The sequence below is a fragment of the Novosphingobium bradum genome (genome assembly GCF_042646485.1).
Lineage (GTDB): Bacteria > Pseudomonadota > Alphaproteobacteria > Sphingomonadales > Sphingomonadaceae > Novosphingobium > Novosphingobium bradum.
The window spans coordinates 567,603-594,272 of sequence record NZ_JBHRTQ010000007.1 but is presented as its reverse complement, the minus strand read 5'-3'; the positions used below and the strand labels follow the sequence as shown (position 1 = coordinate 594,272).

Here is a 26,670-nt window from a genome sequence, read left to right as displayed (position 1 = left end):
GTTGCGGTTTCCCTCCGGAGTTCGCTTAATCCCACGGTAAGGTTGCCAAACCCTTTAGATCACGGAGATCTCCTGAGGAATTCCCCTGATGGGATCGGTCATGCGCCGATCCCGGCTGCTGCCAGCAGCGCCTCGGTCGAAGCATCGAAGCGCACCCCGCCCCGCTCGATCTCGCCGGCAATCTGCTTGCCCAGTTCCACGCCGAACTGGTCGAACGGATTGATCTCCATCAGCACGGCATTGGCGAAGGTGCGGTGTTCGTGGAAGGCGATCAGCGCGCCCAGGGTGGCGGCGTTGAGTTCCTCCATAAGGATCGTGGCCGAAGGCCGGTCGCCGGGATAGGCGCGCGCCGGATCGTCGGCCGCCTTGCCGGCCATCAGCGCGGCCCCCTGGGCGAAGCAGTTGCTCAGCAGGATGCGGTGATGCGCGGGGTCCAACGTATCGCCCGGCTGGATCGCGGCGATGAAGTCCACCGGCGCCAGGACCGTGCCCTGGTGCAGGAGCTGGAACACCGCGTGCTGCGCGTCGGTCCCCACTCCGCCCCAGGTGATCGGCGCGGTCGGCCCGGAAACCGGCTCGCCGGACGTGGTCACGCGCTTGCCGTTGGATTCCATCTCCAGCTGCTGGAGATAGGCCGGAAACAGGGCTAGGCGCTGGTCATAGGCGAAGACCGCGCGGGTCTGGCAGCCGCGCAGGCGGGCATAGAGCTGGTCGGCGAAGGCGGCGCGCAAAGGGAGGTTGGCCGCCCCGTCGGCTTCCAGGAAATGCCGGTCCATCGCGGCGGCGCCATCGAGCAGGTCGGCGAATTCCTCCCAGCCGGTGGCCAGCGCCACCGGGAAGCCGATCGAGGACCACAGCGAATAGCGCCCCCCCACGCTTTCCGCGAAGGGCAGGATGCGGGTCTCGTCCACCCCCCATTCCAGCGCCTTGTCGGGCGCGGCGGTGAGCGCGACCACCCGGCCATAGGGATCGCCCACCCCGTTCTGGCCCAGCCAGTCGAGCGCGGAGGCGGCGTTGGTCATGGTCTCGATCGTGGTGAAGGTCTTGGAGGCCACCGCGATCATGGTGGTCTGCGGATCGCAGGCGGCGAAGGCCTGTTCCAGCGCAACCCCGTCGATATTCGAGACGACGTGGACATCGACCAGCGGATTGTCGCCGGCCAGGGCATCGATCGCCAGGGCCGGGCCAAGCGCGGAGCCGCCGATGCCGATGTGGATCAGGTGGCGCACCTCGCCCAGGGCGCCGCCGTGGATCGCCTCCACCAGCATATGCATCCGGGCGTGGAGCATGGCCGCCGCCTCGACGCTGGCCTCGGCCCCCACCCCGCGCTGGGCCATGTGCTCGGCCGCGCGGCCCTCGCTGGCGTTGACCGGCTCGCCGGCGAACAGCGCCCGGCGCCGCTCGGCAAAGCCGGCCGAATCGGCCAGTTGCTCGAACTGGGCCAGATGCGCGGGATCGAGATGGGTCTTCGACCAGTCGAACCGGACCGGACCGCCGGGAAGATCCAGCGTGGCGCACAGCCGGGCCAACCGGTCGTCGCCCCCCTCATCACCGGCGAACAGGTCGGCCAGGGTGGGACGCGGCAGGGCCGCCAGGGCCGACCAGGCAGCCGCAACCGGGCCAATCGCGCGTTCCGTCATTCACAATGCTCCATCGATTCGTTCGGGCTGCGGAAACCCGTCTTCAGGTGCTGGCTAGACGACTGGCCGCAGGGTGCAAGCATCAGCTTCACGCAATTCCGCCACGTGCAAACCATTGCAATATCGTAAATAAAATGAATCTATTAACCTGTTGAATTTATGTAAAACCATAGGAAGATGCTCCCGGCTCCGCAACGAATTGGGGGATGCTGCCAAGCCGGGGCTGGTCCGGATTGCCCGCTGTCGAAACAATCGCCGCGGAGCACTTTCAGCCCATGCCCCGGTGCCGACGTTCGTCTCGAAGTCCCACAGCGTGAGAACACCGTGTCCCTCAACTATCGCCATATGCTGCTCATCGCAGCCTTGTTCATGGGTTCACTCGCCGTGATGACCGCGGTCCAGGGCTATTTCGAGCACAGCCCGGTCATCGTCATCTTCCAGTTCCTCGCCTCGGCGCTGCTGTTGTACTGGGCCTTGGCCTGAGGCGCATTTCGCGCCGCGGGACTTTCCCTTGACGGGCCGGTGGACTATGTCGCGGGCGGCGACCCCGCGCGCTATCGCGGGTCCACGGAAAGTGCTGAATGACCGATACCACGCCCGGCGCGGCCCCCTCCTCGCCGCAGGATACCCCAACCGATCGCCCGGACGCCGGCGGCCCACCGCCCCGTGACGGCAAGGCCGGCAAGCAGGCCGGCGGGAAGGAAGAGAACTTTTTCCTCTTCCTGGTCAAGCTGGTGCTGGTCGTGCTCGCCTTCCGCAGCTTCCTGTTCGCGCCGTTCAACATCCCCAGTGAATCGATGCTGCCCCGCCTGGAGAATGGCGACTACCTGCTCGCCTCCAAGTGGTCCTATGGCTATTCACGCTTCTCGCTGCCGCTCTCGGTTCCGCTGATCCCCGGGCGCATCTTCGGCCGCGAGCCTGCGCGCGGCGACGTGGTGATCTTCAAGGCTCCCCCCTTCGACGACACCGACTATATCAAGCGCGTGATCGGCCTGCCGGGCGACCAGATCCAGATGATCGGCGGCGTTCTGCACATCAACGGGGTGGCCGTGCCCAAGGTGCGCGTGGCCGATGCGGTGATCCCGGAAAGCGGCAACACCCGCTGCTATCATCCGGCCTTCGTGCGGTTCCTGCCCGATGGCTCGTCGGTCTGCCGCTATCCGCGCTACCGCGAGACGTTGCCCAACGGCGTCAGCTACGACGTGCTCGATTTCGGCCCCTATGCCTATCGTCCCGATCCCACCTTCGATCCCGACAACACCGGGGTCTACATCGTCCCCGAGGGCCACTTCTTCGCCATGGGCGACAACCGCGACAATTCGATGGACAGCCGCTTTCCGGCCACTCCGGGCGGCGGGATCGGCATCGTTCCCCAGGCCAACCTGGTGGGCAAGGCCACGGTGATGATGTTCTCCACCAATGGTTCGGCCTCGTGGTTCAAGCCGTGGACCTGGTTCACCGCCACCCGCTGGAACCGGATCGGGGGCACCTTCTGACGTGAGCCTTGCCCCGAATTCCCCCCTGCCCGAACCCACCCGGACCTACCTCGAACAGCTCATCGGCGCGCCGCTGGCCCAGCCGGCCCTGTGGCACGAGGCCCTGACCCACGGGTCGACCGGTGAGCCGCGCAATTACGAACGGCTCGAATTCCTCGGTGATCGGGTGCTCGGCCTGGTCATCGCCGAATGGCTGCACGAACGCGGCACCGGCAACGAGGGCAAGCTCTCGCAGCGTCTCAACGCCCTCGTCAGCCGCGACAGCAATGCCAAGGTAGCCCGCGCGATCGGGCTGGCGCCCCATATCCGCCTCGGCAAGCAGGCCCGCGACGATGGCGGCGCCGAGAGCGACAATATCCTGGGCGACGTGGTCGAGGCCTTGCTCGGCGCCAGCTTCCTCACCCGTGGCTTCGATGCCACCCGCACGCTGGTCCGCAGGCTGTGGGCCGATGCCGTCGAAGGGCGCGTGGGGCAGTCCAAGCACCCCAAGTCGGCCTTGCAGGAATGGGCCGCCGGCAATCGCCGCCGGGTTCCCGAATACCGCCTGGTCGAACGCTCCGGCCCGGATCACGCGGCGCACTTCCGGGTTTCGGTGACCATCCACGGCGTCGGCGAGGCCGAGGCCGAAGGCTCCAGCAAGCAGGAAGCGGAAACCGCCGCGGCAGCCGAATTCCTGCGACGGTTCGGGTGAGGCGGCGCAGGCTTGCGCGGGCGGGCTTTGGCCAGCCTGCCCCAAGCGAAGGCGAAAGGGTCAGCCCCGGCGGGCCAATGTGCTACAAGGCTTGCCGGCCCGGCCCGGGTTACCCATTGCAAATCAGCGACAAGGCCGCTCGGCCTGAGCTTGTCGAAGGCCCATGAGATGACAGACGAACCCACTCCCCAGACCCGCTGCGGCCTTGTTGCCGTGATCGGCGCCCCCAATGCCGGCAAGTCCACGCTGGTGAACGCGCTGGTCGGCCAGAAGGTCGCCATCGTCTCGGCCAAGGCGCAGACCACGCGGGCGCGGCTGATGGGCATTGCCCTGGCCGAAACGCCCGGTGCCGCCGTGCAGATCATCCTGGCCGACACCCCCGGCATCTTCGAGCCGCGCCGCCGGCTCGACCGGGCAATGGTCAGCGCCGCCTGGGAAGGCGCGCAGGAAGCCGATGCGATCCTGCTGGTGATCGATGCCCGCAAGAAGAAGCTCGACAAGCTCGAACCCATTCTCGACAGCCTGAAGGACCGGCCCGAGCGCAAGATCCTGGTGCTCAACAAGGTGGACCAGTGCGTCAAGGAACCACTGCTCAAGCTCGCCGAGGAGCTGACCGGCCGGGTGGGCTTCGACGAGGTGTTCTTCGTCTCCGCGCTCAGCGGCGACGGCGTGCCCGAACTCAAGGCCCGCCTCGCCGCGCTGATGCCGGATGGGCCGTGGCACTATCCCGAAGACCAGGTGTCCGATGCCAGCGAACGCCTGCTCGCCGCCGAGATCACCCGCGAACAGCTCTACCGCCAGCTCCACGACGAACTGCCCTATGACAGCACGGTGCGCCCCGAGAGCTATACCCACCGCAAGGACGGCTCGATCGAGATCCACCAGCAGATCGTCATCGCGCGCGATAGCCAGAAGGGCATCGTGCTGGGCAAGAACGGCTCGAAGCTGAAGGCGATCGGCGAGGCCTCGCGCAAGGAGCTGGCCGAGCTGCTGGGCTGCAAGGTCCACCTGTTCCTCCACGTCCGGGTCGAGGAAAACTGGGCGGAGAGCAAGGAAATCTACGAGGAAATCGGCCTCGACTGGGTGCGCTGAGCGCAGCGTCGTCCCGGACTTGATCCGGGACCGGTTTCGGTTGCGAAGCTGTGAGGCCCCCTGCAGGAACCCGTGCGCCTAAAGACAGACACCGGTCCCGGGTCGAGCCCGGGACGACGTCTACAGCCGCGAAAACCGCCCCAGGTCCTTGGCGGTCAGGCGCACGGTCAGGCGGCGCCGTGGGCCTTCCGCGCCATCGCCGGCATCCTCATCGGACAGGACTTCACCGTGCGCGTGGAGCCAGGCGATCTGCTGGCCGGCGCCAGCAGGCAGCACGAAGACGTGCGGCCGCGCGTCCGAGGTCAGCAGGTCCGAAAGCATCGCCAGCAGGTCGTCGCAGCCGGCCCCGGTCAGCGCCGAAAGGGTGACGATCCGCTCATCCGGGCGCCGCGCCGCCTCCTCGGCCAGTTCGGCCGCGTGGTCGGGCGAAAGCAGGTCGGCCTTGTTCCACACCTCGACGATCGGGATGCGCGGCTCACCTTCCCCGGCCTGGGGTTCCGGCAGAACGCCCAGATCGGCCAGCACTTCCAGCACCTGCTTCTTCTGCGCCTTGGTATCGGGATTGGCGATATCGCGCACGTGCACGATCACGTCGGCGGCGGTCACCTCCTCCAGCGTGGCGCGGAAGGCGGCGACCAATTGCGTGGGCAGGTCGGAGATGAAGCCCACCGTGTCCGACAGGATCGCCTTGTCGATCCCCGGCAGGCGAATGGCGCGCATCGTGGGATCGAGCGTGGCGAACAGCAGGTTCTCGGCCATGACATCCGCCCCGGTCAGGCGGTTGAACAGGGTCGACTTGCCTGCATTGGTATAGCCCACCAGCGCGATCACCGGCCAGGGCGCGCGGCCCCGGCGCTGGCGATGGAGGCCGCGCGTGCGGCGCACCTGCTCCAGCTCGCGACGCAGGCGGGCCATGCGGTCGCGGATCATCCGGCGGTCGGCCTCGATCTGGGTCTCGCCCGGGCCACCGAGGAAGCCAAAGCCGCCGCGCTGGCGTTCGAGATGGGTCCACGAACGCACCAGCCGCCCGGCCTGGTAATCGAGATGGGCCAGTTCCACCTGGAGCCGCCCTTCGGCCGTGGCCGCGCGCTCCCCGAAGATTTCGAGGATCAGCCCGGTCCGGTCGATCACCTTGCGCTTGAGCTTTTCCTCGAGGTTGCGCTGCTGGATCGCGGTCAGCGCGCCATCGACGATGACCAGTTCCGCTTCCTCGCGGTTGCAGGCCACCGCGATATTCTCGATCTGGCCCTCGCCGAACAGGGTGCTGGCGCGGGCCTCGCGGATGGGCACCGCGAAGGCCTCGGTGACGACGATGCCGATGGCCAGCGCCAGCCCCTTCGCCTCTTCCAGGCGCGAGTCCACGTCAACCGCGGCGCGCTGGCGCATCGCCGGATAGACGATGACGGCCCTGGCCCCGCGGCTGACCTCTCCCTTGAGGTCTTCGTTATCGATCAGTCGTCATCCTCTTCGTCGTCGAACTCGCCGCCGGTCAGGTCCACCGGGGTCACCGGCTGGATCGTGGAGACGGCGTGCTTGTAGGCCAGTTGCACGTAGCCTTCGCGCTCCAGCAACATACAGAACAGGTCATAGGCGGCCACCCGGCCCTGGAGCATGACCCCGTTGACCAGGAACATGGTCACCTGCACGCCCGCGGCACGGATGCTGGAAAGGAATACGTCCTGCAGCAGGCGCACCTTCTTGTTGCCCGCTTCGGCACCGGCGCCAAAAATGCGCGAATCGATCGGCATAGACGGCATGATGGTGGAGATGGCGTGCTTGTAGACCAGTTGCGACTGACCGTCGCGGCGCAGCAGGATCGAGAAGTTGTCAAACCAGGTGACGATGCCCTGGAGCTTGACCCCCTTCACCAGGAACATGGTGACCGGCACCTTGTTCTTGCGAAGCAGGTTGAGGAACTGGTCCTGGAGGTTCTGATTGCCCTTGCCGGTCAGCGGCGCCGGCGGCGGAGCCGGCTCGGGCTTGGGCGGCACAGGGCGGGCGGAAAGAGTGCGTCCGGTCACCAGGTAAGCTCCTTTTTTCTTGGCGGCCATGTGTCACGGTCCGCGATCTGGCTGGTCGGCCCTCATGAAAGGTCCGGTTCAACCGCAATCAGCTTCTGGAATACCGGGTTCCGCTCCCGCAGTAAATCGCCAAAGCGGACGGCGGCCGCCCCCTCGCAAACGAATTCAGGCAGATGCCACGGCGCGCCGGGCGCCCGCCCGGTCAGGCGTCGGCCGCCTCGTCGCTCCCGCGCTCGGCCATGCCGAGCAGCTTGAGCTTGCGGTGCAGGGCCGAGCGTTCCATCCCGATGAAGGTCGCCGTCTTAGAGATGTTGCCGGAGAACCGGCGGATCTGGACCTTCAGGTACTCGCGCTCGAAATGCTCGCGCGCCTCGCGCAGCGGCACTCCCATCAGCGTGCCGATCGGCGATTCCCCGCCGCCGGCGCCGCCGGCCAGCTCGTCGGGCAGCATATCGGCCTCGATCCGCGCCAGCTTCTCGCGCGGGGTGAGGATGATCGTACGCTCGACCACGTTGCGAAGCTGGCGCACGTTGCCCGGCCAGTCATAGGCCTGGAAGGCCGCCATGGCCTCGGGCGAGACTTCGGGCGGGACCACGCCCTGGTCGGAGGCGAAGCGGGCGAAGAAATGATCGACCAGCGCGGGAATATCCTCGCGCCGGTCGGCCAGGGCCGGAACCTGCACCGGCACCACGTTGAGGCGATAGAACAGGTCCTCGCGGAACCGGCGCTCGGCGATCTCGCGTTCGAGGTCGCGCGAGGTGGAGGAAACCACCCGCACGTCCACCCGGATCTGCCGCGCGCCCCCCACCCGCACGAAGGCCTGCTCGGTCAGCACCCGCAGGATGCGCGCCTGGGTGGACAGCGGCATATCGGCCACCTCGTCGAGGTAGAGCGTGCCGCCATCGGCCATTTCCAGCAGGCCCGGGCGCACCAGGTTGCCGTCCTGCTCCTCGCCGAACAACTCGTGCTCGAAGCGCTCCGGCGTGATCCGCGCGGAGTTGACCGAGACGAAGGCGCCATCGGCCCGCCCGCTCCACGAATGGAGCAGCCGCGCGGCCACTTCCTTGCCTGCCCCGGCCGGCCCGGAGATCAGCAGGCGGCTGCCGGTATTGGCCACCCGCTTCAAGGTGGCGCGCACCTGGTTGATCGCCGCGCTGTTGCCGGTGAACTCGAAACTGTCGGCCACCACGTGCTGGCGCAGCTGGGCATTCTGGCGGCGCAATTGCTCGGTCTCGGTGGCGCGGGCGACGAGGTGGAGCAGGCGCTCGGCCTCGAACGGCTTCTCGATGAAATCGACCGCGCCCCGGCTGATCGCGGAAACTGCGGTATCGATGTTGCCGTGCCCGGAGAAGATGATCACCGGCAGTTCCGGCTCGCGCGCCTTGATCGCGTCGAGCACTTCCAGCCCGTCCATCGGCGAACCGTGGAGCCACACGTCGAGCAGGACCAGGCTGGGCCGGCGCTGGTCGATCGCGTCGAGTGCCGAGGTGCTGTCACCGGCCGTGCGGCATTCATAGCCCTCGTCGCTGAGCACGCCGGCCACGAGCTCGCGGATGTCGCGTTCGTCGTCGACGATCAGGATTTCGAGGGCCATCGTGCCACCTTTCTCATTCGGCTGCTTCGGACGCGCGCTGGCCGCGGGCAAGCGGATCGCGCGCAAAACTCAGGGTCACCACGGTGCCGCCCTCCTCCACCGAGGCGAAGGTCATCTCGCCGCCGTGCTCCTCGACGATCTTCTTGACGATCGCGAGCCCCAGGCCCGTGCCCTTCTCCCGCGTGGTCACGTAAGGCTCGGTGATCCGCTCGCGGTCCTGCGGCAGGCCGATGCCATTGTCGGCGATGGCCACGCTGATGCTGTCGCGCTCGCCACGCATGGTGACGGAAACCTGGCCGCGATAGTCGATCGGCGCGGTGCGGGCGCGGGCCTCGATCGCCTCGAGCGCGTTCTTGAGCACGTTGGTCATCGCCTGGCCCAGCTGGTGGCGATCGCACAGCACCCGTTCCTGCGCGCTGGCATCGGCGGAGAACGTGAAGTTCACTTCCGGCCGCGCCACCTCCTGGAGGAACAGCGCCTGGCGAACCAGGTCGACCGGATCCTCGGCCCGGAACACCGGCTTGGGCAGGCGGGCGAAGGAGGAAAACTCGTCGACCATCTTTCGCAGTTCGCCGACCTGGCGGATGATCGTGCTGGTCAATTCCTCGAACAGCTGCGGATCGTTCTCGATCTGCTTGCCGTAGCGGCGCTTCAGGCGCTCGGTGGCAAGCTGGATCGGGGTCAGCGGGTTCTTGATCTCGTGGGCGATGCGTCGCGCCACGTCGGACCAGGCAGCCTGGCGCTGGTCGAGCAGCTGGCGGGTGATGTCCTCGAAGGTGATCACGTGGCCGGTCCGGTCGCGGGCGATGCGGACGGCAAGCGTGAGCAGGTCGCCCCCCTTGCCATGCTGGATCACCGCGCTGTCCTGCCCGGCATCGACCAGCGCGGCGAGCGACGGCGCGATCGCGCCCAGCAATTCGCCCACCGGCGGCTCCGTTCCCAGCCCGAACAAGAGCTTCTGGGCCGAGGAATTGATCAACTGCACCCGCCCATCGCCGTCGACCGAGATCACCCCGGCGCCGACCGATTCCAGCACCGCCTCGATGAAGGCGCGGCGTTCATGGAGCTGCTGGTTGGCGCCAACCAAAGCCTGGGTTTGCCGCTCGATCTGCGCGGTCATCCGGTTGAAGGCGCGGTTGAGCTGGCCAATCTCGTCCGGCCCGGTGCGCCCTTCCACGCGCAGGGCATAGTTGCCGCTGCCCACCCGCTTGGCCGCCCCCACCAGATCATAGAGCGGCTTCACCTGGCGATCGGCAAAGCGCAGCGCGAACCACACCGACAGGCCCACCAGCGCAAGGCTGGCGACGAACAGCGCCACGTTGAAGCGCAATTGCAGGGTCCGCGCCCGCCGGGTCAGCACCTCGTAGGCGCGCACGATGTTCTGCGCGCGCTGGCCCTGGCTGAAGGCGAGCAGGTCGGACGAGCGCGCGGCATAGAGATACAGTCCGGTCGCACGGTCGATCGGAGCCACGGCATCGATCCGGTTGGCGCTGGCCGAAACCACCACCGGCTCGCCCTGCTCCAGCCGGCTGACCACGTCGGCGGTCAGCCGTTCGCGGGTGGAATTCTTCTCCGGGTCGACGATCGCGGCGGTCAGCATCTTGCCGTCCGGCGCCTTCTGGATGATCGCGCTCTCGTTCAGCTTGCGGCTCACCACCTGGTAGGAATAGCCTTCCGCGAACTGCGGACTGGTGATGCGCGTTTGCGACAGGTATTCGCGCAGGTCCGTGGCCATGGCGATGGTCTCGTTGCCCACATCGCGCAGGTTCTGCTCGTAGTAGCCGCGCGCCAGCTTGTTGGCGTTTTCCAGCATCCCGCGCGAGCTGTCGGAAAACCAGAACTCCACGCCCGACTGGAACAGGTAGGAGGCGAAGACCACCACCAGCAGGGTCGGGATCGCCGAGATCAGCGAGAAGAAGAACACCAGCTGGGTGTGCAGGCGCCCGGTCCCGCCCAGGGTTTGCGCCGCTCGGCGCAGCGCCATCCGCCGGCCCAGCAGGACCAGCAGCGCCATGGCCGGGACCAGGGTGCCGACCAGCAGGGTCGCGGTGATGTCGGAGGGCATCAGCTCGCGGTCCGACTGCCCGCGGATCGTGGCGAAGGTGACGATCGTCATCGAGACGAAGGCGAAGGCCGCCGCCGCCTCGATCAGCGCATAGACATTGGCCCGCCGCGCCGAAACCGCCATGCGCCGCCACCAGCGCGGCCAGCGGCTGGCGCGCCCCGGTTCCACCGGTTGTGGCAATGCTGGTACAGGCTGGTCGGCCATAGTTGCACGGTTACAACACCGGGCACCGCCCCATTGCAAGCGATTTTCGGCGAAGGCGGCCCGGCCCGGCGCGGGCCACCGGCGCAATCAGCCCGGCCGGCCGAACCCTTCCGGATCCAGCGCCAGGTCGGACAGGCGTTTTCGCAAGGTATTGCGGTTGATCCCCAGGATCTGCGCGGCGCGCAACTGGTTGCCGCCGGTCTTGCGGAGAACCTCGGCGAACAGCGGACGCTCGAAGGCGGCCAGGGCTTCGTCATAGACGCTGCCCGCTTCCGGCTCGGCCCGGGCCAGCCAGCGGGCGACGGCGGCATCCAGCCCCGGCTCGGCATCGCGCTCACCCTCCTCGCCGCGCTGGGTGGAGATCAGCAGCGGCTGAAGCGCGGCGGCATCGACCACATCCTCGCGCGCCAGCAGGGCCAGGCGGAAGATGAAGTTCTTCAGTTCCCGCACGTTGCCGCGCCACGGCTGGCGGGCCAGCAGGTCGGAGGCATCGCGGGTGAGCTGCCGGCGCGGCAGGCCTTCGGCGGCGGCGGCCTTGAGGAAATGCTGGGCCAGGGCGTCGATGTCGTCGGGCCGGTCACGCAGCGCGGGCATATGGATCGGCACCACGTTGAGCCGGTAATAGAGGTCCTCGCGGAACAGGCCGGCGGCGATCAGCGGCTCCAGGTCCTTGTTGGTCGCCGCCACGATGCGGGTGTCGATCGCGATTTCCTCGCGCCCGCCCACCCGGCGGATCGAACCCGATTGCAGCGCGCGCAGCAGGCGGGTCTGGGCCTGCATCGGCATATCGCCGATCTCGTCGAGGAACAGGGTGCCGCCGGCGGCCTGCTCGAACTTGCCGATGTGGCGCGCCACGGCCCCGGTAAAGGCGCCCTTTTCGTGGCCGAACAGCTCGCTCTCGATCAGCTCGGCCGGGATCGCCGCCGTGTTGACCGCCACGAACGGCCCGGTGCGGCGCTGGCCCAACTGGTGGATCGCCTCGGCCACCAGTTCCTTGCCGGTGCCGCTTTCGCCCAGGATCAGCACGGTGAGATCGTTTCGCAGGACCCGGGTGATCATCCGGAACACCGCCTGCATCGGCGCGCTGCGGCCGACCAGCGGGAGGCCGTCGTTCCCGCCGTCGTCCAGCCCCTCGGCCCGGCCAGCCGCGCTGCTGCCCACCGCCTGGCGCACGGTGCGGGCCAGTTCGTCGATATCGAAGGGCTTGGGGAAATATTCGAAGGCGCCGGTATCGCTCGCCCGCACCGCCGTATCGAGGGTATTCTGCGCCGAAAGGATGATCACCGGCATATCCGGGTGCAGCGCGCGCACGGCAGGCAGGCTCTCGATCCCGTCGCCGTCGGTCAGCATCACATCGGTGACCAGTGCCTCATAGGCATGGCCGGCCAGCAGGCGGTCGCGCTCGGCCACCGAATCGCAGCACGTCACGCCGAAGCCCTCGGCCTCCAGTGCGGCGGTGATGACAATGGCGATCGAGGCGTCGTCCTCGACCAGAAGAATGCTCATGCCGCCTTGCTCCTGCCGGCCCTGCGCGGCTCCTGGGCGAGCGGCAGGTGGATGCGGAAATGGGTCCAGCCGCCGCCGACCGCCCGGGGCAGGTCCTCGCGCTCGTGGGTGATGCGCCCGTTCATGTCATGGACCAGCTTGCGAACCAGCGCGAGGCCAAGCCCCTGCCCGCTCTTCTTGCTGGTAACGAACGGCTCGAAGATATGATCGCGCATGGCCGGGTCCACGCCCGGCCCGTTGTCCGACACGCGCAGCTCGATCGGCAGGCGCACCGGCTTGCCGTCGCCCAGGGCATGGAGCTGCAAGCCACTGGAAAAGCGCGTTCGCACCACGATCCTGGGATCGGGCCGCGCGCCGCAGGCCTCGGCGGCGTTGGACAGCAGGTTGATCAGCACCTGGACCAGCGCATCGGCGCTGCCCAGCACCGGCGGAAGCGAGGGATCGAACTCCTCCTCGATCCGCGGCGCCTTTCCCGCCGCGTCGATCACCGCGCGGGCGCGGCGCACGGCCTCGTGGAGGTTGCACGGGGCCACCGGCGCGGCGGTGCGACGCGAGAGTGTCTGCATCTCGTCGATCAGCTTGGCGATCCGGTCTACCTCGTCAGCGATCAGGCTGGTGAGTGCGCGGTCCTTCTCGCCCACCTTGCGGCCCAGCAACTGGGCGGCGCCGCGAATGCCCGCGAGCGGGTTCTTGATCTCGTGGGCCAGGATCTCGGGCGCGCGCAGCACCGCATCGTCGGCGCTGCCCCGGTCCTCGCCCAGCGCCTCGGCCGCGCTGGCATCCTGGATGGTGACGACCTGCCATTCGGGCGCGTCGATCACCGGCCCCATGGTCACGTCCAGGCGCCGCCGGCCAACCCCCGGAATGGTTGCCCAGGCATCGCGGGCAGAAAGCGGACTTTCGGTATCGCCGGCGCGGTCCACCAGGCGCGGTTCGTCGAAGCGGACCAGGTCGAACAGGCGGCGCCCGTTGATCCGGCGCAGGCTCTGGCCGAAAAACTGCTCGGCCGCCGGATTGGCCCCGGCGATCTTGCGCCCGGGACCGACCAGCAGCACCGCCACGGTCAGGCTCGCGAGCTGGCGCCAGGCATCGGGAGTGGCGGCCGCGCTGTCGGCCACGGGATCAGGCGGCCTGCCGGGCAAGGAACGGCGCGTAGAAGGCCTTGAGGCTGCGGATCACCGCATCGGGATCATCAACGAAATTGACCGTGTTGCGGAATTCGGCCGATCCGGGCAGCCCCTTGGTATACCAGCCCAGGTGCTTGCGGGCCATCTTCACGCCCGTCTCGCGGCCATAGAGCGCCAGCATGGCCTCGTAATGCTCCATCAGGGTCTCGAATTTGCAGTCGATCGACGGATCGGGCAGCGCCCCGCCGGTCTGCCACCAGTGCATGACCTGGGCCAGCAGCCACGGCTTCCCATAGGCGCCGCGCCCGATCATCACGCCATCGGCGCCCGATTGCTCCAGCGCATTGGCCGCATCCTCGATCCCGCAGATGTCGCCGTTGACGATCACCGGGATCGACACGGCGTCCTTCACCCGGCGCACGAAGCCCCAGTCGGCGCTGCCCTTGTACATCTGGTTGCGGGTGCGGCCGTGGACGGTGATCATCCTGGCCCCGAGATCCTCGGCGATGCGCGCCAGTTCAGGGGCGTTGAGGCTGTCGTGGCACCAGCCCATCCGCATCTTGACCGTGACCGGCACCGAAACGGCCTTCACCGTCGCCTCGATCAGCCGGGTCGCCAGCGGAATGTCGCGCATCAGGGCGGAACCCGCATCGCCGTTGACCACCTTGCGGACCGGGCAGCCCATGTTGATGTCGATGATCGCGGCGCCGCGATCCTCCTGCAACTTCGCCGCCTCGCCCATCTGTGCCGGCTCGCAGCCGACCAGCTGCATCGAGACCGGATCCTCGATCGGATCCCACTCGGCCTTCTGGAGCGACTGGCGGGTTTCGCGGATCGCGGCCGGGCTGGCGATCATCTCGGTGACGTTGAGGCCCGAGCCGAAGCGCCGCACCAGCCGGCGGAACGGCAGGTCGGACACGCCGGTCATCGGCGCGAGCACCACCGGACAGGCGATGCTGACCGGGCCGATCTGGATGGGCCGCAAGGGCGGCGGAGGCGGAAGCGCGGACATCGGACGATAACTGCCTAAAAAACAGGCAGCGCATAGTGGATTGTCCTCGGCCCCGCAAGCGATTACCGGCGCGGTCCTATGGCCGAACGATCGCCCCCTGCCCCCGGAACCGCCCCCGGAACCGCCGCCGTGGTCGTCGCGGCCGGCGCGGGCCTGCGCGCGGGCCAGCCACTGCCCAAGCAGTTCGCGCCGTGGCGGGGCAAGCCGGTGGTGCGCCATTCGGTCGAGGCGCTGCTGGCGGCGGGCTGCGCGCCGGTGGTTGTCTGCATCCCGCAAGGGGCCGAAGCCGTGGCGGCCGAGGCTCTGGCGGGCCTTGCCGTGCGGCTGGTCACCGGCGGCGCCACACGGCAGCTTTCGGTGCTGGCGGGCTTGGAAGCCCTGGCGCAAGCGGCCCCCGCCCGCGTCCTGATCCACGATGCCGCCCGGCCGATCCTGCCGCGCGCGGTGGTCGACCGGCTGGTGGCCGCGCTGGAAACCGCGCCCGGCGCGATCCCGGTCCTCCCCGTGGTCGACAGCCTGTGCCAGGCCGAGGCGACGCTGATGGGCGCCCCGGCCGATCGCGCGACCCTGCGCCGGGTCCAGACCCCGCAGGCCTTCCGCTTCGCCGAAATCCTCGCCGCCCATCGCGGCTGGACTGGCGCGGCCGAGGCCGGCGATGACGCGCAGGTGGCCCGGTCCGCCGGGCTGGCGGTCGCCCTGGTCGAAGGGGACGAGGCCTTGCACAAGCTGACCTTTGCCAGCGATTTTGCCAGCAATCCTGCAAGCGCCCTGCAACCGTTCCGCATCGGCACCGGTTACGACGTGCACCGCCTGAGCGAGGGCGAGGAACTGTGGCTGGGCGGGATCAGGATGGAACACAGCCATGGCCTGGCCGGACATTCCGATGCCGACGTGGCGATTCACGCCCTGGTCGATGCCCTGCTCGGCGCGATCGCCGCCCGGGATATCGGCGCGCACTTTCCCCCGTCCGATCCCCAGTGGAAGGGCGCCGCCTCGGGCCGGTTCCTCGCCCATGCCGCCGCCCTGGTCTGCCAGGCGGGCTATGCGATCGGCAACGTGGACCTGACCATCATCTGCGAGGCGCCTAAGATCGGGCCGCACCGCGAGGCCATGCGCCGGCAACTTGCCGGGCTGATGGGCGTTGACATGAGCGTGGTGAGCGTCAAGGCGACCACGACCGAGGGACTCGGCTCCACCGGCCGCCGCGAGGGCATTGCCGCCCAAGCGGTGGCCCTGGTGGTTCGCGCCTGATCCCCGCACCGGACGAATCAGCTATGCCCCGCTTCCGCGCTCAGCCCCACCTCCTTGCTCCCCTGGCCGCCGCGCTCCTCGCAGCGCCGCAGTTGGCCGCCGCGGCCGAGCCGGTCTGCCTGACCCCGCGCGAATTCACCGCGCTGTCGACCTATGCCCTGCCCAGCGTGATCGGCGGCACCGCCCGGGCCTGCACCGCGCAATTGCCCGAAAACGCGTTCCTGCGCCGCAATGGCGACGAGCTGGCCTCGCGCTATGCCCAGGGCAAGGGCCGCGCCTGGCCCGAAGCGCGCGCCGCCTTCCTCAAGATGAGCGGCAGCAAGGATCCCGCCGCCGCCCAGATGTTTACCGCCATGCCCGACGATGCGCTCCAGCAGGTGGCCGATGCCGCGCTGACCGGGATCGTCGCCGGCCAGGTCAAGCCCGGCTCCTGCGCCGCGATCGATCGCGTGGTCGCCCTGCTTTCCCCGCTCCCGGCCGAAAACACCGCCGAACTGATTGCGCTGGCCGCCGGGCTTGGCGCAAGGACCGGCGAGGCTCGCCTCGGCCGGTTCGCCCTTTGCAAGGCCTGATGACCATGACCGAATCCTATCTTCCCGCCGAACTGGTCGCCCTCGCCCGCCGCGTGGTCGAAGAGAATGCCGCGCTGGGCCGCAAGGTGGCGGTCGCGGAAAGCTGCACCGGCGGCCTCGTCGCCGCGGCGCTGACCGAGATCCCCGGCTCCTCGGTGGTGGTCGATCGCGGCTTCGTGACCTATTCCAACGAAGCCAAGCAGGAACTGCTGGGCGTTGCCAGCGACATCATCGACACCTTCGGCGCGGTCTCCATCGCCTGTGCCTGGGCCATGGCCGAAGGCGCGCTCAAGCGCAGCCGGGCCGATGTCGCCGTGGCGATCAGCGGGGTGGCGGGGCCGGCCGGCGGATCGGACCAGAAGCCGGTGGGCACGGTGGTCTTCGCCCGGGCCATGCGCGATCCGACCGACCCGGAAGCGGGCGACGCCGAGGAACGCCTGTTCCCCGACAACGGCCGCCCCGGCGTGCGCCTCCAGGCGGCGATCTGCGCGCTGGAGCTGCTGCTGCCGTAAGCGGCGGCAGCGATCGGAATCCGGCGCAACACCTTCGCGCCTTCGCGCCTTCGCGCGAAAAATCGACCGTCCTCAGGCTGCGTCGTTAGCGCTCGATGCGCGGCCGTAGACCTGTTCGGCCCGCCCCTCGAAGGCGGCGACCATCTTGCGGAAGGCCTTGTCGAGATACTGGTTCGCCAGCTTCTGGAACAGGGCGTTGCGGAAGGTGAAGCTCACCTCGAACTCGATCTCGCACGCACCCGGGCCAACGTCGCGGAAGGTCCAGCGGTTGTCGAGATCGCGCAAGGGGCCATCGACATAGTGGACGATGATCTCTTCCGGGCGGCGCTTTTCCACCCGCGAGGTGAATTTCTCGCGCAGGGCCGAGAAGCCTACCAGCATATCGGCGACCAGCTCGGTCTCGCTGCTGGAGCGGACCCGGGTTGCCACGACCCAGGGCAGGAATTCGCCATAGCGGCCGACATCGGCCACCAGGTCGAACATCTGGGCGGCGCTCCACGGCAGGCGCCGGACTTCGTGAATCGCGGCCATCGGGAACTCAGGCCTTCGCGGCCTGCCTGGCCAGCAGCGCTTCGCGCGCGGCGCGCATGGCCACGAAATCCTCGCCGGCATGGTAGCTGGACCGGGTCAGCGGGCTGGAGGCGACCTGGAGGAAGCCCTTGGCCCGGGCAATCGCACCAAAGGCGGCGAAGGCCTGGGGGGTGACGAAGTCCTTCACTTCCGCGTGCCTGGGCGTGGGCCGCAGATATTGGCCCATGGTGAGGAAATCGATCCCGGCAGACCGCATATCGTCCATCACCTGGTGGACTTCGAGGCGCTCCTCGCCAAGGCCCAGCATGATCCCGCTCTTGGTGAAGATCATCGGGTTGTGGGCCTTGACCTCCTCGAGCAGGCGCAGCGAGGCATAGTAGCGCGCGCCGGGGCGGATCGTGGGATAGAGCCGGGGGACGGTTTCCAGGTTGTGGTTGTAGACGTCCGGCCCGGCGGCCACGATCGCCTCCACCGCCGCGCGCATCTTGCCGCGGAAATCGGGGGTGAGAATCTCGATCGTCGTATTGGGCGTGCGCGCGCGCAGTTCGCGGATCACCTTGACGAACTGGCCGGCACCGCCATCGGGCAGGTCGTCGCGATCGACCGAGGTGATGACGATGTGTTCGAGGCCCATCTGCGCGGCGGCTTCGGCCACGTGGGCCGGCTCGTCATGATCGACCGCGCGGGGCATCCCGGTCTTGACGTTGCAGAAGGCGCAGGCCCGCGTGCAGACATCGCCCAGGATCATCACGGTGGCGTGCTTCTTGGTCCAGCACTCGCCGATGTTCGGACAGGCCGCTTCCTCACACACGGTGTTGAGCTTCAAGGAGCGCATCAGCTCGCGGGTTTCGCCAAAGGCGCGGCTGGTGGGCGCCTTGACCCGGATCCAATCGGGCTTGCGCTGGCGCGCGGGCGCCGGAGCGCTGGAATCGCTGGAGGAAAGATCGAGTTCTAGGGCGGAGTCGACGCCCTTGGCAAGCTGGCTCATGGGGCGCAGATAGGCGCATCATCGCCCCCTTGCCAGAGGCAATCGCGCGCGCCATGAGACCGCTCATGGCCGATAACACCTCTCCCCAGCTCGACCGCCTCATCGAAGGCTACCGCCGCTTCCGCCAGTCCGGGTGGACCCCCAACCGTGAGCGCTGGGCCACCCTGCGCGAAGGGCAGGAGCCCGAGGTCATGGTGATCGCCTGCTCCGACAGCCGGGTCGATCCCTCGCAGATCTTCGACATGGCTCCGGGCGAGGCCTTCGTGGTCCGCAATGTCGCGGCCATGGTCCCCCCCTTCGAGACCAACCCCGGCCACCACGGCGTTTCGGCAGCGCTGGAATTCGCGGTGCAGGTGCTCAAGGTGAAGGAAATCGTGGTCATGGGCCACGGGATGTGCGGCGGCTGCAAGGCCGCGCTCACCCAGGACCTGGTCGGCGCCGAACCCGGCGAAGGCGGCTTCATCGCCGACTGGATGTCGCTGTTCGACGAGGCCCGCGTGCCGGTCGTCGCCGAGCACGGCACCCATGGCCGCGAGGCCGAACGGGCGATGGAACTGGCCGGGGTCAAGGCCAGCCTTGCCAACCTCCGCACCTTCCCCTGCATCCGCCGCAAGGAGCGCGACGGCGACCTGCGGCTGACCGGCGCCTTCTTCGCCATCTCCGACGGCCTGCTCCACGTGCTTGACGAGAGCACCGGGGAATTCAGCCCGGCGCAATAAGCCGCTGGCATGACGGATAACGAAAAAGGGCGGCCCTTGCAGGCCGCCCTTTCCTTTGTCCGTCAGGTTGGCCGGATCAGCCGCCCTTGGCCTTCTGGGCCGCGTAGATCGACCACATCCGGGCGATCGGCTGGCGGATCCCGCCCACCTTGGCGAAGGTCGCCTGGGCTTCAGCATATTTGCCCTGATCGAACTGGGCGATGCCGAGGCGGGTGAGCGCGCGATCGGCATCGATGCCGGGCTTGGCGAGGGCGATCTGGTAGAGCGCCTCGGCCTTGGCCGCATCGTCGTAGCTGAGGAAGGTATCGGCCCCGGCCATGACCACCGTCCCGGTCGCCGCCGGGGCGCGGGCATCGCGCTCCAGCGCGGGCAGACCGGCGCGGTCCGCCGCGAGACGGGCCTGGGCCTGGGCGCGCCCGTCGGTCACGAAGACGTCCTTGGGCGACAGCTTGCCGGCGGTCACGCCCTGGTCGATCACCTTGAGCACCTCGCCGGGAGAACGGCGCGGGTCGGCGGCCTGGATGTATTCGGCATAGTCATTGGTGTCGCGCAGCGAACCGGTGCGCCGGCCCAGCCGCATGACGTCGAGCGTTTCCTGCGCCTGGTATTTGCCGGCGGCGCGGGCCAGGCTGATCGTGTCGCCCCAGTTGTCGGTGCTGGGATTGACCGCGACATTGCCCATGGCGAAGCGGAAGGCCTGGTCGTACATCTTGGACCGGTAGGCGATCGACAGGCCGCGCAGGTACCATTCCTTGGGCGCCGGGTTGCCCGCGGCGGCGCGGGTCTCGATCGCCTTCCACAGGGTGTCGAGCCCGGCCTGGACCTGGTTCTGGCCGAAGTAGGTTTCCGACAGGAGCGCCGGCAGGTCGGGATCGGTCGCCCCGGCGGCCTGCGCCTTGAGGAGAGCGGCCTGCGCGCCGGCATAGTCCTTGGTGTTGAGCTTGGCCGCGCCGAGGAAGAAGGCGAACTTGCCGAGATCCGCGCCTTCCAGCCGGCCGGAGTTGACCGACAGTTCGAGTGCGCGCGCCTGGAGCGCCTGGTCCTTGGTGAGCTGGCTGATGCCGATGCCGAACTGGCCGGCGAAGAACTGGTCGTCCGGGGTCTTGGCGGCGGCGACCAGCGCTTCCCAACGCGGCAGCAGGGCGGCGGCCTTGGCGGCATCGCCGGCCTTTTGGGCCGCGCCCAGTTCCGTCTGGAACGGCCCGGCGAGCGCCACGAATTCCTTCGACAGCTTGGGCGGGACCGGCTTTGCCGCCGGCGGAGCCGCCAGGGCAACCGAGCCGGCCGCGCCGAACGCGCCGAATGCGAGCGCCGCCGCCAGGGCGGTGCGGGCGATGAGCCTGGATTTACGGACCATTATGCCTTTCATCTCCTTTCGCCGGGCGCCCCTCCGGAGCGAACCGGCCGGACTAGCCCCAGAAACTTCCGCCCCCGCAGATGCCGGGCAAACGGCAGTTTGGCAACCGCGCTTGCGCTAATCGCGCATGGTTGAACGCCGATTGAATGGCCGCCGTGCCCGATATTCACGAAGCGGCCCGCCGCGCGCGCGCCCGCACTGTCCGCAGGCGGGCAAGAGGTGTGGAAAAATGGGCCTGCGCGCCCTATCCGGCCGGCACGCCGCTGGCCTTGGCCGGCGGCATGGCCTAGGCAGACCGTTCCGCCATTTCCGTCCGAACAACATAAAGATCCCGCGCCCGTGAGCGACACCACCGACATCATCGATCCTGCCGCGCAGCCGGGTGGCCAGCCGGGCGAATTCACCCGCGTCGACATCGTCGACGAGATGAAGACCAGCTACCTCGACTACGCGATGAGCGTGATCGTCAGCCGTGCGCTCCCCGATGTGCGCGACGGGCTGAAGCCGGTCCATCGCCGCATCCTGTTCGCCTCGAACGAGGGCGGGTTCGTCGCCGGCAAGGCCTATCGCAAGAGCGCCAAGATCGTCGGCGACACCATGGGTAACTACCACCCCCATGGCGACGCCTCGATCTACGATGCGCTCGCCCGGATGACCCAGCCCTGGTCGATGCGCGTGCCGCTGATCGACGGCCAGGGCAACTTCGGCTCGATGGACCCCGATCCGCCGGCCTCGATGCGCTACACCGAGGCGCGCCTCGCCCGCGTCGCCAATTACCTGCTCGAGGATCTCGACAAGGACACGGTCGACTTCACCGAGAACTACGACGGCTCCCGTCAGGAGCCGACCGTCCTGCCCGCGCGCTTCCCCAACCTGCTGGTCAACGGCGCCGGCGGCATCGCGGTGGGCATGGCCACCAACATCCCGCCGCACAACCTGGGCGAAGTGATCGACGGCTGTCTCGCCATGATCGAGAACCCGGCTATCACCACCGAGCAACTGATCGAGATCATCCCCGGGCCGGATTTCCCCACCGCCCCGCTGATCCTGGGCAGCGCCGGCGCGCGTTCGGCCTATCACACCGGGCGCGGCTCGATCATCATGCGCGCCCGCCACGAGATCGAGGAAGGCCGCGGCGACCGCCGGTCGATCGTGCTCACCTCGATTCCCTACCAGGTCGGCAAGTCGGGCCTGGTTGAAAAGATCGCCGAGGCCGCGAAGGACAAGCGGATCGAAGGCATTTCCGACATCCGCGACGAATCGAGCCGCCTGGGCGTGCGCGTGGTCATCGAGCTCAAGCGCGATGCCACCCCCGAGGTCGTGCTCAACCAGCTGTGGCGCAACACCCCGGCCCAATCGAACTTCCCGGCCAATATGCTGGCGATCCGGGGCGGACGGCCGGAAATCCTTTCGCTGCGCGATATCATCGCCAGCTTCATCACCTTCCGCGAGCAGGTCATCACGCGGCGCACCAAGTTCGAGCTGAACAAGGCGCGCGACCGGGCGCACATCTTGCTCGGCCTGGTCGTCGCGGTCACCAACCTCGATGAAGTGGTGAAGATCATCCGCGGCGCCCCCAATCCGGCCGCCGCGCGCGAAGCCCTGCTCCGCCGGGAATGGCCGATCGGCGACATCGCGCCCTATATCCGCCTGGTCGAGGCGATCGAGCCGAATGCCGAGCAGGAGGGCGGCACCTATCGCCTGTCCGAAGCCCAGGTGAAGGCGATCCTCGACCTGCGCCTGCACCGCCTGACCGCGCTTGGCCGCGACGAGATCGGCGACGAGCTGAAGGAACTGGCCGCCGCGATCGAGGAATTCCTCGCCATCCTGGCCGACCGCAAGAAGCTCTATGCGGTGATGACCGAGGAGCTGAACCAGGTGAAGGGGCTCTACGCCACCCCGCGCCTCTCGGAAATCGCGCCGGCCTGGGACGGGATCGACGACGAGGACCTGATCGAGCGCGACGACATGGTCGTGACCGTAACGCTGGATGGCTACATCAAGCGCACCCCGCTCTCCACCTTCCGCGCCCAGGCGCGCGGCGGCAAGGGCCGCGCCGGCATGGCGACGAAGGACGAGGATGCGGTGGCGACCATGCTGGTCACCTCCACCCACACCCCGGTGCTGTTCTTCTCCACCGCCGGCAAGGTCTATCGCCTGAAGGTGTGGAAGCTGCCCGAGGGCGGCCCGGCCACGCGCGGCCGGCCGATCGTCAACCTCCTCCCCGCGCTCGACAAGGACGAGACCATTGCGGCGGTCCTCCCGCTGCCCGAGGACGAGGCCGAGTGGGGCAAGCTCCACGTGGTCTTCGCCACCGCCAAGGGCAATGTCCGCCGCAATTCGATGGACCTGTTCACCAACGTGCCCAGCAACGGCAAGTTCGCCATGCGGTTCGAGCCGAATGAAGACGGAAGCCCCAGCGATGATCGCCTGATCGGCGTCGCCCTGCTGGAGCCGACCGACGACGTGCTGCTGGCCAGCCGCCAGGGCAAGGCGATCCGCTTTGCCGGCGACGACGTGCGCGAGTTCCAGAGCCGCACCTCCACCGGCGTGCGCGGCATGGCGCTCAAGGGCGACGATGAGGTGATCAGCCTCTCGATCCTCCACCGCGTGGGCACCACTGCGGAAGAGCGCGAGGACTATGTCCGCTTCGCCCCGTGGAAGGGCGAGAAGGAAGGCGAACCGGCAATCTCCGCCGAACGCATGATCGAACTGGCGCAGCGTGAGCAGTTCATCCTCACCGTCTGCGCCAACGGCTACGGCAAGCTGTCGAGCGCCTATGAATACCGCCGCACCGGGCGCGGCGGCCAGGGCATCACCAATATCGACAATATCGGCCGCAACGGCCCGGTGGTCGCCAGCTTCCCGGCCACCCAGGCCGACCAGCTGATGCTGGTGACCGACCAGGCCAAGCTGATCCGCCTGCCGCTCGAAAGCCTGCGGGTGATCGGCCGAGGCTCTGCCGGCGTGCGCCTGTTCAACGTGGCTGAGGGCGAACACGTGGTCAGCGCGGTGCGGCTGGACGAGCAGGAAGAGCCGGAAACCCCCGCCGAACAGGAAGCGGCGGAAGCGACGGCCGCCCTGCCCGGCGGCGATGAAACCGAAACGTCGAGCCACAACGACGACGCTATCGGCGAGGCCGAGGGCGAGTAAGGCCAATTTCTCCCCGCTCGCGGGGAGGGGGACCGCCGGAACGGCGGTGGAGGGGGGCTCCGGCCGGCGCATCGCCTGGCCGACAGCCCCCTCCGTCAGCCTGCGGCTGCCACCTCCCCACGAGTGGGGAGGACTGGATAATGGCGAGGACCAATCGAACCGATGCCCCACCCCACAATCGCCTACAAGGTGCTGACCGCCGAGCAATGGACCCGGTTCCAGCAGGACGGCCAGTTCACCGGCGCCCCGGTGGACCTGGCGGACGGTTACATCCACCTCTCCACCGCCGAACAGGTGGACGAAACTGTCGCCAAGCACTTCGCCGGTCAGAGTGGGCTGGTGATCGCGGCGGTGAACCTCGCGGCGTTGGGCGATGCGGTAAGGTGGGAGCCTTCGCGCGGCGGCGCGCTGTTTCCGCATATCCACGCGACGCTGCCGCTCTCCGCGCTCATCGTCCATGCCCCACTAGAATGGCTGGACGGCGAAGGGGTTCGCCTGCCCGAATGAGCGGATTCGGGGCGGCCAACAAAGGCCGCCCCGATCGCCTCACATCACGTCAACCGCCTTGCTGACGAGGATGTTCACCGAGACGCGGCGGTTCTGGGCGCGGCCTTCGGGGGTGGCGTTGTCGGCCGCGGGATCAGCCTTGGCCATGCCGGTGGGGGTGAGCATCCGGTAGGGCTTCCAGTGGCAGGCCTGCTGGAGATAGTTGATCACGCCGGAGGCGCGCTTTTCGCTCAGCGTCTGGTTGTATTCGTCACCGCCGACCGAGTCGGTGTAGCCGACGACCAGCATCAGGGCATTGTCGGTGCCCTCGGCCTGGGCGGCGACGTTGCACAGGTCAGCCTTGGCGCTGGGCGAGAGCGCATACTTGCCGGTGTCGAAATAGACGTTGGTCGTGCCCTTGACGTTGTACTTGTCGATATCGCCCATCCGGCCGCGCAGCGCCTCGGTGGCGGCGGCCTGTTCGTCGAAGCGCTGGGCGGTGCCGTTGTGGATCATGTTGGCGGTCTTGAAATCGCCGTTCTTGAAGGTGACCTGCGCGGCGACGAGGCCGCTCGGTCCCTGCAGGGTCTTGACGGTGACCGGCAGGCCATTGAGCAGCGAGGCCGGGCCGATATTGGCGTTCTTGCCGCCGAACAGCCCGCCACCGGCCTTGACCTTGGTGAACTCGGCGATGGTGATGGTCTGGGCCGTGCCATCGGCGGCGGTGACCTTCATCCTGTCGGCATTGCGCGCGGTGATGATGCCCTTGACCTCAGGCCCGGCGGGCAGCTGCGAGGGATCGGGCAGGCGCTCGCCGGTGACGACGATATTGGGATCGGCAACACCGGGCTGCTGGGCCGAGAGGGCGCCGGCGGCCGGCAGGGCGAGCAGGGCGAGCAGGAGGGATCCTGAGGTTCGGGAAATGACGCGCATCGGGCTTGTCCTTGAATAACTGCGACTTGCGCTGCCGCCTGTTCAGGTCGGCCTTGCTGGTACATGAACGCACCGGGCCGTGTCATGGTTGCCGCGGGCAAGCGGACCGGCACTTGCGGTGAGTTGAGCCGTGCAGGATGCGGGGTGGGCATCGGCGCGCGAAAACGGTAACGGCGCTGGCCATGGCACATGACATCCACATCATCGGCGGCGGCATGGCCGGAAGCGAAGCGGCATGGCAGCTGGCACGGCGCGGCTGGCGGGTGCGCCTGTCGGAAATGCGCGGAACGGGCGAGCGCTCGCCCGCCCACCAGACCGACCACCTGGCCGAGCTGGTCTGCTCCAATTCGTTCCGCTCCGACGACAGCGAGAAGAACGCCGTCGGCCTGCTCCACCACGAGATGCGCGAATGCGGCTCGCTGATCATGGCGGCGGCGGAAAAGGCGCGCGTGCCCGCCGGCTCGGCCCTGGCGGTCGACCGCGAGGTGTTCTCGGCCGAGGTCGAGGCCGCCCTCACCGCCCAGCCCGGCCTCGAGCTAGTGCGTGAGCGGGTGGATGCGCTCCCCACTGCCGGCCTGACCATCGTTGCCACCGGCCCGCTCACCGCCGAGGCGCTGGCCCACAGCATCGGCGCGGCCACCGGGGCCGACAGCCTGGCCTTCTTCGATGCCATCGCCCCGATCGTCTACCGCGAGAGCATCGACATGGATGTGGCCTGGATGGCCAGCCGCTGGGACAAGGGCGCCGAGGCCTCGATCGCGCTGGGCGGCGACGGGCGCGATTACATCAATTGCCCGATGACCAGGGACCAATATCTCGCCTTCCGCGAGGAACTGCTCGCCGGCGACAAGAGCACGTTCAAGGAATGGGAGGCCAATACCCCCTATTTCGATGGCTGTATGCCGATCGAGGTCATGGCCGAACGCGGGGTCGATACCCTGCGCTTCGGGCCGATGAAGCCGGTGGGACTGGATAACCCGCACTGGGCCACGCCCGAGCACCCCAATGGCCGCTGGCCCCATGCCGTGGTCCAGCTGCGCCAGGACAACGTGCTGGGCACGATCTGGAACATGGTCGGCTTCCAGACCAAGCTCAAATATGCCGAGCAGCAGCGCATCTTCCGCACCATCCCCGGGCTGGAGAACGCCGAATTCGCCCGGTTCGGCGGGCTGCATCGCAACACCTTCCTCAACAGCCCCACCCTGCTCGACCGGCAATTGCGGCTGAAATCGGCGCCCCACGTGCGCTTTGCCGGCCAGATCACGGGCTGCGAGGGCTATGTCGAAAGCGCGGCCGTGGGCATGATCGCCGGGCTGATGGCGGCGGCCGAACTGGCGGGCCGGGAATGGAGCGCCCCGCCCCGCACCACGGCCCTCGGCGCACTGCTTGCCCATATCACCGGCGACGCCGAGGCGGAAACCTACCAGCCGATGAACATCAACTTCGGCCTGTTCCCGCCGCTCACCGAGGTGAAGAAGAAGCAGCGCAAGGAAGCCTATACCACGCGCGCCAAGGCCGAACTCGCCCCCTGGACCGCCACCCTGCCGGCCTGACGCCCCAGCCTGACGCCCAAGCCTGCTCCTCCGGGGGCTTTCCCACGAACGTCCTGACTGGCGCCGATCCGGCGTACGGTCGATCCGTGCCCGGCTTGTGCAAGCAAAGGGGGTGACAGTTGGATAATAAATTAATAGAGTAAATTCGCGTGACTTTGCCGCGACCC

23 protein-coding genes are annotated in these 26,670 nt (G+C 68.3%); 11 read left to right on the top strand and 12 right to left on the bottom strand.

Annotated elements, in window-relative coordinates; genetic code table 11:
• Positions 1 to 98: 98 nt before the first annotated feature.
• Entirely contained in the window at positions 99 to 1,640 is a 1,542-nt protein-coding gene (pgi, locus tag ACFOD9_RS08700; protein WP_379509688.1) for a glucose-6-phosphate isomerase, read from the bottom strand.
• A 324-nt stretch (positions 1,641 to 1,964) separates the two neighbouring features.
• Here pgi and ACFOD9_RS08695 point away from each other — a divergent pair, with 324 nt between their 5' ends.
• From ACFOD9_RS08695 to era, 4 genes are all read left to right on the top strand, one after another.
• A complete protein-coding gene (locus ACFOD9_RS08695) occupies positions 1,965 to 2,123 on the top strand; it encodes a hypothetical protein (protein WP_379509687.1) in 159 nt (52 codons plus the stop codon).
• 98 nt (positions 2,124 to 2,221) lie between these two features.
• Positions 2,222 to 3,136 carry a signal peptidase I gene (lepB, locus tag ACFOD9_RS08690; RefSeq protein ID WP_379509686.1) on the top strand — a complete coding sequence of 305 codons (915 nt, stop codon included), beginning with the start codon at positions 2,222 to 2,224 and terminating at the stop codon, positions 3,134 to 3,136.
• A 1-nt stretch (position 3,137) separates the two neighbouring features.
• Complete coding sequence (gene rnc, locus ACFOD9_RS08685; protein ID WP_379509685.1) at positions 3,138 to 3,827, top strand: ribonuclease III; 690 nt, start codon at positions 3,138 to 3,140, stop codon at positions 3,825 to 3,827.
• Between the two features lie 168 nt (positions 3,828 to 3,995).
• Entirely contained in the window at positions 3,996 to 4,919 is a 924-nt protein-coding gene (gene era / locus ACFOD9_RS08680) for a GTPase Era (protein WP_379509684.1), read from the top strand.
• Positions 4,920 to 5,039: 120 nt separating this feature from the next.
• Here the strand turns inward: era and hflX are convergent, their stop codons facing one another.
• The 7 genes from hflX to dusB all read right to left on the bottom strand — a co-directional run bounded on the left by hflX (position 5,040) and on the right by dusB (position 14,448).
• Entirely contained in the window at positions 5,040 to 6,371 is a 1,332-nt protein-coding gene (hflX, locus tag ACFOD9_RS08675) for a GTPase HflX (protein WP_379509972.1), read from the bottom strand.
• The gene (gene hfq / locus ACFOD9_RS08670) at positions 6,371 to 6,940 is read right to left on the bottom strand and encodes an RNA chaperone Hfq (protein ID WP_379509683.1); all 570 of its coding nucleotides are present in this window, start codon (positions 6,938 to 6,940) and stop codon (positions 6,371 to 6,373) included. The genes hflX and hfq overlap by 1 nt, the downstream gene beginning before the upstream one ends.
• Before the next feature lie 202 nt (positions 6,941 to 7,142).
• Positions 7,143 to 8,534: a nitrogen assimilation response regulator NtrX gene (gene ntrX / locus ACFOD9_RS08665; RefSeq protein ID WP_379509682.1), complete on the bottom strand. Its 1,392-nt coding sequence runs from the start codon at positions 8,532 to 8,534 to the stop codon at positions 7,143 to 7,145.
• A 13-nt stretch (positions 8,535 to 8,547) separates the two neighbouring features.
• Positions 8,548 to 10,722, bottom strand: a complete 2,175-nt coding sequence (locus tag ACFOD9_RS08660) for a sensor histidine kinase (RefSeq protein WP_379509971.1) — start codon at positions 10,720 to 10,722, stop codon at positions 8,548 to 8,550.
• 168 nt (positions 10,723 to 10,890) lie between these two features.
• The gene (locus ACFOD9_RS08655; RefSeq protein WP_379509681.1) at positions 10,891 to 12,309 is read right to left on the bottom strand and encodes a sigma-54-dependent transcriptional regulator; all 1,419 of its coding nucleotides are present in this window, start codon (positions 12,307 to 12,309) and stop codon (positions 10,891 to 10,893) included.
• A complete protein-coding gene (locus ACFOD9_RS08650; RefSeq protein WP_379509680.1) occupies positions 12,306 to 13,427 on the bottom strand; it encodes a two-component system sensor histidine kinase NtrB in 1,122 nt (373 codons plus the stop codon). The genes ACFOD9_RS08655 and ACFOD9_RS08650 overlap by 4 nt, the downstream gene beginning before the upstream one ends.
• 4 nt (positions 13,428 to 13,431) lie before the next feature.
• On the bottom strand, positions 13,432 to 14,448 hold the full coding sequence (dusB, locus tag ACFOD9_RS08645; protein ID WP_379509679.1) for a tRNA dihydrouridine synthase DusB: 1,017 nt from the start codon (positions 14,446 to 14,448) through the stop codon (positions 13,432 to 13,434).
• 78 nt (positions 14,449 to 14,526) lie between these two features.
• Here dusB and ACFOD9_RS08640 point away from each other — a divergent pair, with 78 nt between their 5' ends.
• Genes ACFOD9_RS08640 through ACFOD9_RS08630 form a run of 3 tightly spaced genes read left to right on the top strand, consistent with a single transcriptional unit; the run spans position 14,527 to position 16,783 of the window.
• The gene (locus ACFOD9_RS08640; protein ID WP_379509678.1) at positions 14,527 to 15,699 is read left to right on the top strand and encodes a bifunctional 2-C-methyl-D-erythritol 4-phosphate cytidylyltransferase/2-C-methyl-D-erythritol 2,4-cyclodiphosphate synthase; all 1,173 of its coding nucleotides are present in this window, start codon (positions 14,527 to 14,529) and stop codon (positions 15,697 to 15,699) included.
• Positions 15,700 to 15,722: 23 nt separating this feature from the next.
• On the top strand, positions 15,723 to 16,271 hold the full coding sequence (locus ACFOD9_RS08635) for a hypothetical protein (RefSeq protein WP_379509677.1): 549 nt from the start codon (positions 15,723 to 15,725) through the stop codon (positions 16,269 to 16,271).
• 5 nt (positions 16,272 to 16,276) lie between these two features.
• Complete coding sequence (locus ACFOD9_RS08630; RefSeq protein ID WP_379509970.1) at positions 16,277 to 16,783, top strand: CinA family protein; 507 nt, start codon at positions 16,277 to 16,279, stop codon at positions 16,781 to 16,783.
• A 72-nt stretch (positions 16,784 to 16,855) separates the two neighbouring features.
• On the opposite strand, the gene ACFOD9_RS08625 is transcribed toward ACFOD9_RS08630, so the two are convergent.
• Positions 16,856 to 17,314 carry a type II toxin-antitoxin system RatA family toxin gene (locus ACFOD9_RS08625; protein ID WP_379509676.1) on the bottom strand — a complete coding sequence of 153 codons (459 nt, stop codon included), beginning with the start codon at positions 17,312 to 17,314 and terminating at the stop codon, positions 16,856 to 16,858.
• Between the two features lie 7 nt (positions 17,315 to 17,321).
• Positions 17,322 to 18,302: a lipoyl synthase gene (gene lipA / locus ACFOD9_RS08620; protein WP_379509675.1), complete on the bottom strand. Its 981-nt coding sequence runs from the start codon at positions 18,300 to 18,302 to the stop codon at positions 17,322 to 17,324.
• A 65-nt stretch (positions 18,303 to 18,367) separates the two neighbouring features.
• On the opposite strand from lipA, the gene ACFOD9_RS08615 reads away from it, so the two are divergent.
• A complete protein-coding gene (locus ACFOD9_RS08615) occupies positions 18,368 to 19,021 on the top strand; it encodes a carbonic anhydrase (RefSeq protein ID WP_379509674.1) in 654 nt (217 codons plus the stop codon).
• Positions 19,022 to 19,097: 76 nt separating this feature from the next.
• Here ACFOD9_RS08615 and ACFOD9_RS08610 read toward each other — a convergent pair whose 3' ends face one another.
• Positions 19,098 to 20,378, bottom strand: a complete 1,281-nt coding sequence (locus ACFOD9_RS08610; protein WP_379509673.1) for a hypothetical protein — start codon at positions 20,376 to 20,378, stop codon at positions 19,098 to 19,100.
• A 426-nt stretch (positions 20,379 to 20,804) separates the two neighbouring features.
• On the opposite strand from ACFOD9_RS08610, the gene gyrA reads away from it, so the two are divergent.
• Both gyrA and ACFOD9_RS08600 read left to right on the top strand, forming a co-directional pair.
• On the top strand, positions 20,805 to 23,531 hold the full coding sequence (gyrA, locus tag ACFOD9_RS08605) for a DNA gyrase subunit A (protein WP_379509969.1): 2,727 nt from the start codon (positions 20,805 to 20,807) through the stop codon (positions 23,529 to 23,531).
• A gap of 162 nt (positions 23,532 to 23,693) precedes the next feature.
• A complete protein-coding gene (locus tag ACFOD9_RS08600; protein ID WP_379509672.1) occupies positions 23,694 to 24,038 on the top strand; it encodes a DUF952 domain-containing protein in 345 nt (114 codons plus the stop codon).
• Between the two features lie 39 nt (positions 24,039 to 24,077).
• On the opposite strand, the gene ACFOD9_RS08595 is transcribed toward ACFOD9_RS08600, so the two are convergent.
• Complete coding sequence (locus ACFOD9_RS08595) at positions 24,078 to 24,950, bottom strand: OmpA family protein (RefSeq protein WP_379509671.1); 873 nt, start codon at positions 24,948 to 24,950, stop codon at positions 24,078 to 24,080.
• A 182-nt stretch (positions 24,951 to 25,132) separates the two neighbouring features.
• Here ACFOD9_RS08595 and trmFO point away from each other — a divergent pair, with 182 nt between their 5' ends.
• Complete coding sequence (trmFO, locus tag ACFOD9_RS08590; protein ID WP_379509670.1) at positions 25,133 to 26,503, top strand: methylenetetrahydrofolate--tRNA-(uracil(54)-C(5))-methyltransferase (FADH(2)-oxidizing) TrmFO; 1,371 nt, start codon at positions 25,133 to 25,135, stop codon at positions 26,501 to 26,503.
• Positions 26,504 to 26,670: the final 167 nt, after the last annotated feature.

What these genes read in the sequence shown, in the direction of transcription:
- pgi (WP_379509688.1), bottom strand. Translation starts at nt 1,640, where the DNA reads ATGACGGAACGCGCGATTGGCCCGGTTGCGGCTGCCTGGTCGGCCCTG.
- lepB (WP_379509686.1), top strand. Translation starts at nt 2,222, where the DNA reads ATGACCGATACCACGCCCGGCGCGGCCCCCTCCTCGCCGCAGGATACC.
- era (WP_379509684.1), top strand. Translation starts at nt 3,996, where the DNA reads ATGACAGACGAACCCACTCCCCAGACCCGCTGCGGCCTTGTTGCCGTG.
- ntrX (WP_379509682.1), bottom strand. Translation starts at nt 8,534, where the DNA reads ATGGCCCTCGAAATCCTGATCGTCGACGACGAACGCGACATCCGCGAG.
- ACFOD9_RS08660 (WP_379509971.1), bottom strand. Translation starts at nt 10,722, where the DNA reads ATGGCGGTTTCGGCGCGGCGGGCCAATGTCTATGCGCTGATCGAGGCG.
- ACFOD9_RS08655 (WP_379509681.1), bottom strand. Translation starts at nt 12,309, where the DNA reads ATGAGCATTCTTCTGGTCGAGGACGACGCCTCGATCGCCATTGTCATC.
- dusB (WP_379509679.1), bottom strand. Translation starts at nt 14,448, where the DNA reads ATGTCCGCGCTTCCGCCTCCGCCGCCCTTGCGGCCCATCCAGATCGGC.
- ACFOD9_RS08640 (WP_379509678.1), top strand. Translation starts at nt 14,527, where the DNA reads ATGGCCGAACGATCGCCCCCTGCCCCCGGAACCGCCCCCGGAACCGCC.
- ACFOD9_RS08635 (WP_379509677.1), top strand. Translation starts at nt 15,723, where the DNA reads ATGCCCCGCTTCCGCGCTCAGCCCCACCTCCTTGCTCCCCTGGCCGCC.
- ACFOD9_RS08630 (WP_379509970.1), top strand. Translation starts at nt 16,277, where the DNA reads ATGACCGAATCCTATCTTCCCGCCGAACTGGTCGCCCTCGCCCGCCGC.
- ACFOD9_RS08625 (WP_379509676.1), bottom strand. Translation starts at nt 17,314, where the DNA reads ATGGCCGCGATTCACGAAGTCCGGCGCCTGCCGTGGAGCGCCGCCCAG.
- lipA (WP_379509675.1), bottom strand. Translation starts at nt 18,302, where the DNA reads ATGAGCCAGCTTGCCAAGGGCGTCGACTCCGCCCTAGAACTCGATCTT.
- ACFOD9_RS08615 (WP_379509674.1), top strand. Translation starts at nt 18,368, where the DNA reads ATGGCCGATAACACCTCTCCCCAGCTCGACCGCCTCATCGAAGGCTAC.
- ACFOD9_RS08610 (WP_379509673.1), bottom strand. Translation starts at nt 20,378, where the DNA reads ATGGTCCGTAAATCCAGGCTCATCGCCCGCACCGCCCTGGCGGCGGCG.
- gyrA (WP_379509969.1), top strand. Translation starts at nt 20,805, where the DNA reads ATGAAGACCAGCTACCTCGACTACGCGATGAGCGTGATCGTCAGCCGT.
- ACFOD9_RS08600 (WP_379509672.1), top strand. Translation starts at nt 23,694, where the DNA reads ATGCCCCACCCCACAATCGCCTACAAGGTGCTGACCGCCGAGCAATGG.
- ACFOD9_RS08595 (WP_379509671.1), bottom strand. Translation starts at nt 24,950, where the DNA reads ATGCGCGTCATTTCCCGAACCTCAGGATCCCTCCTGCTCGCCCTGCTC.
- trmFO (WP_379509670.1), top strand. Translation starts at nt 25,133, where the DNA reads ATGGCACATGACATCCACATCATCGGCGGCGGCATGGCCGGAAGCGAA.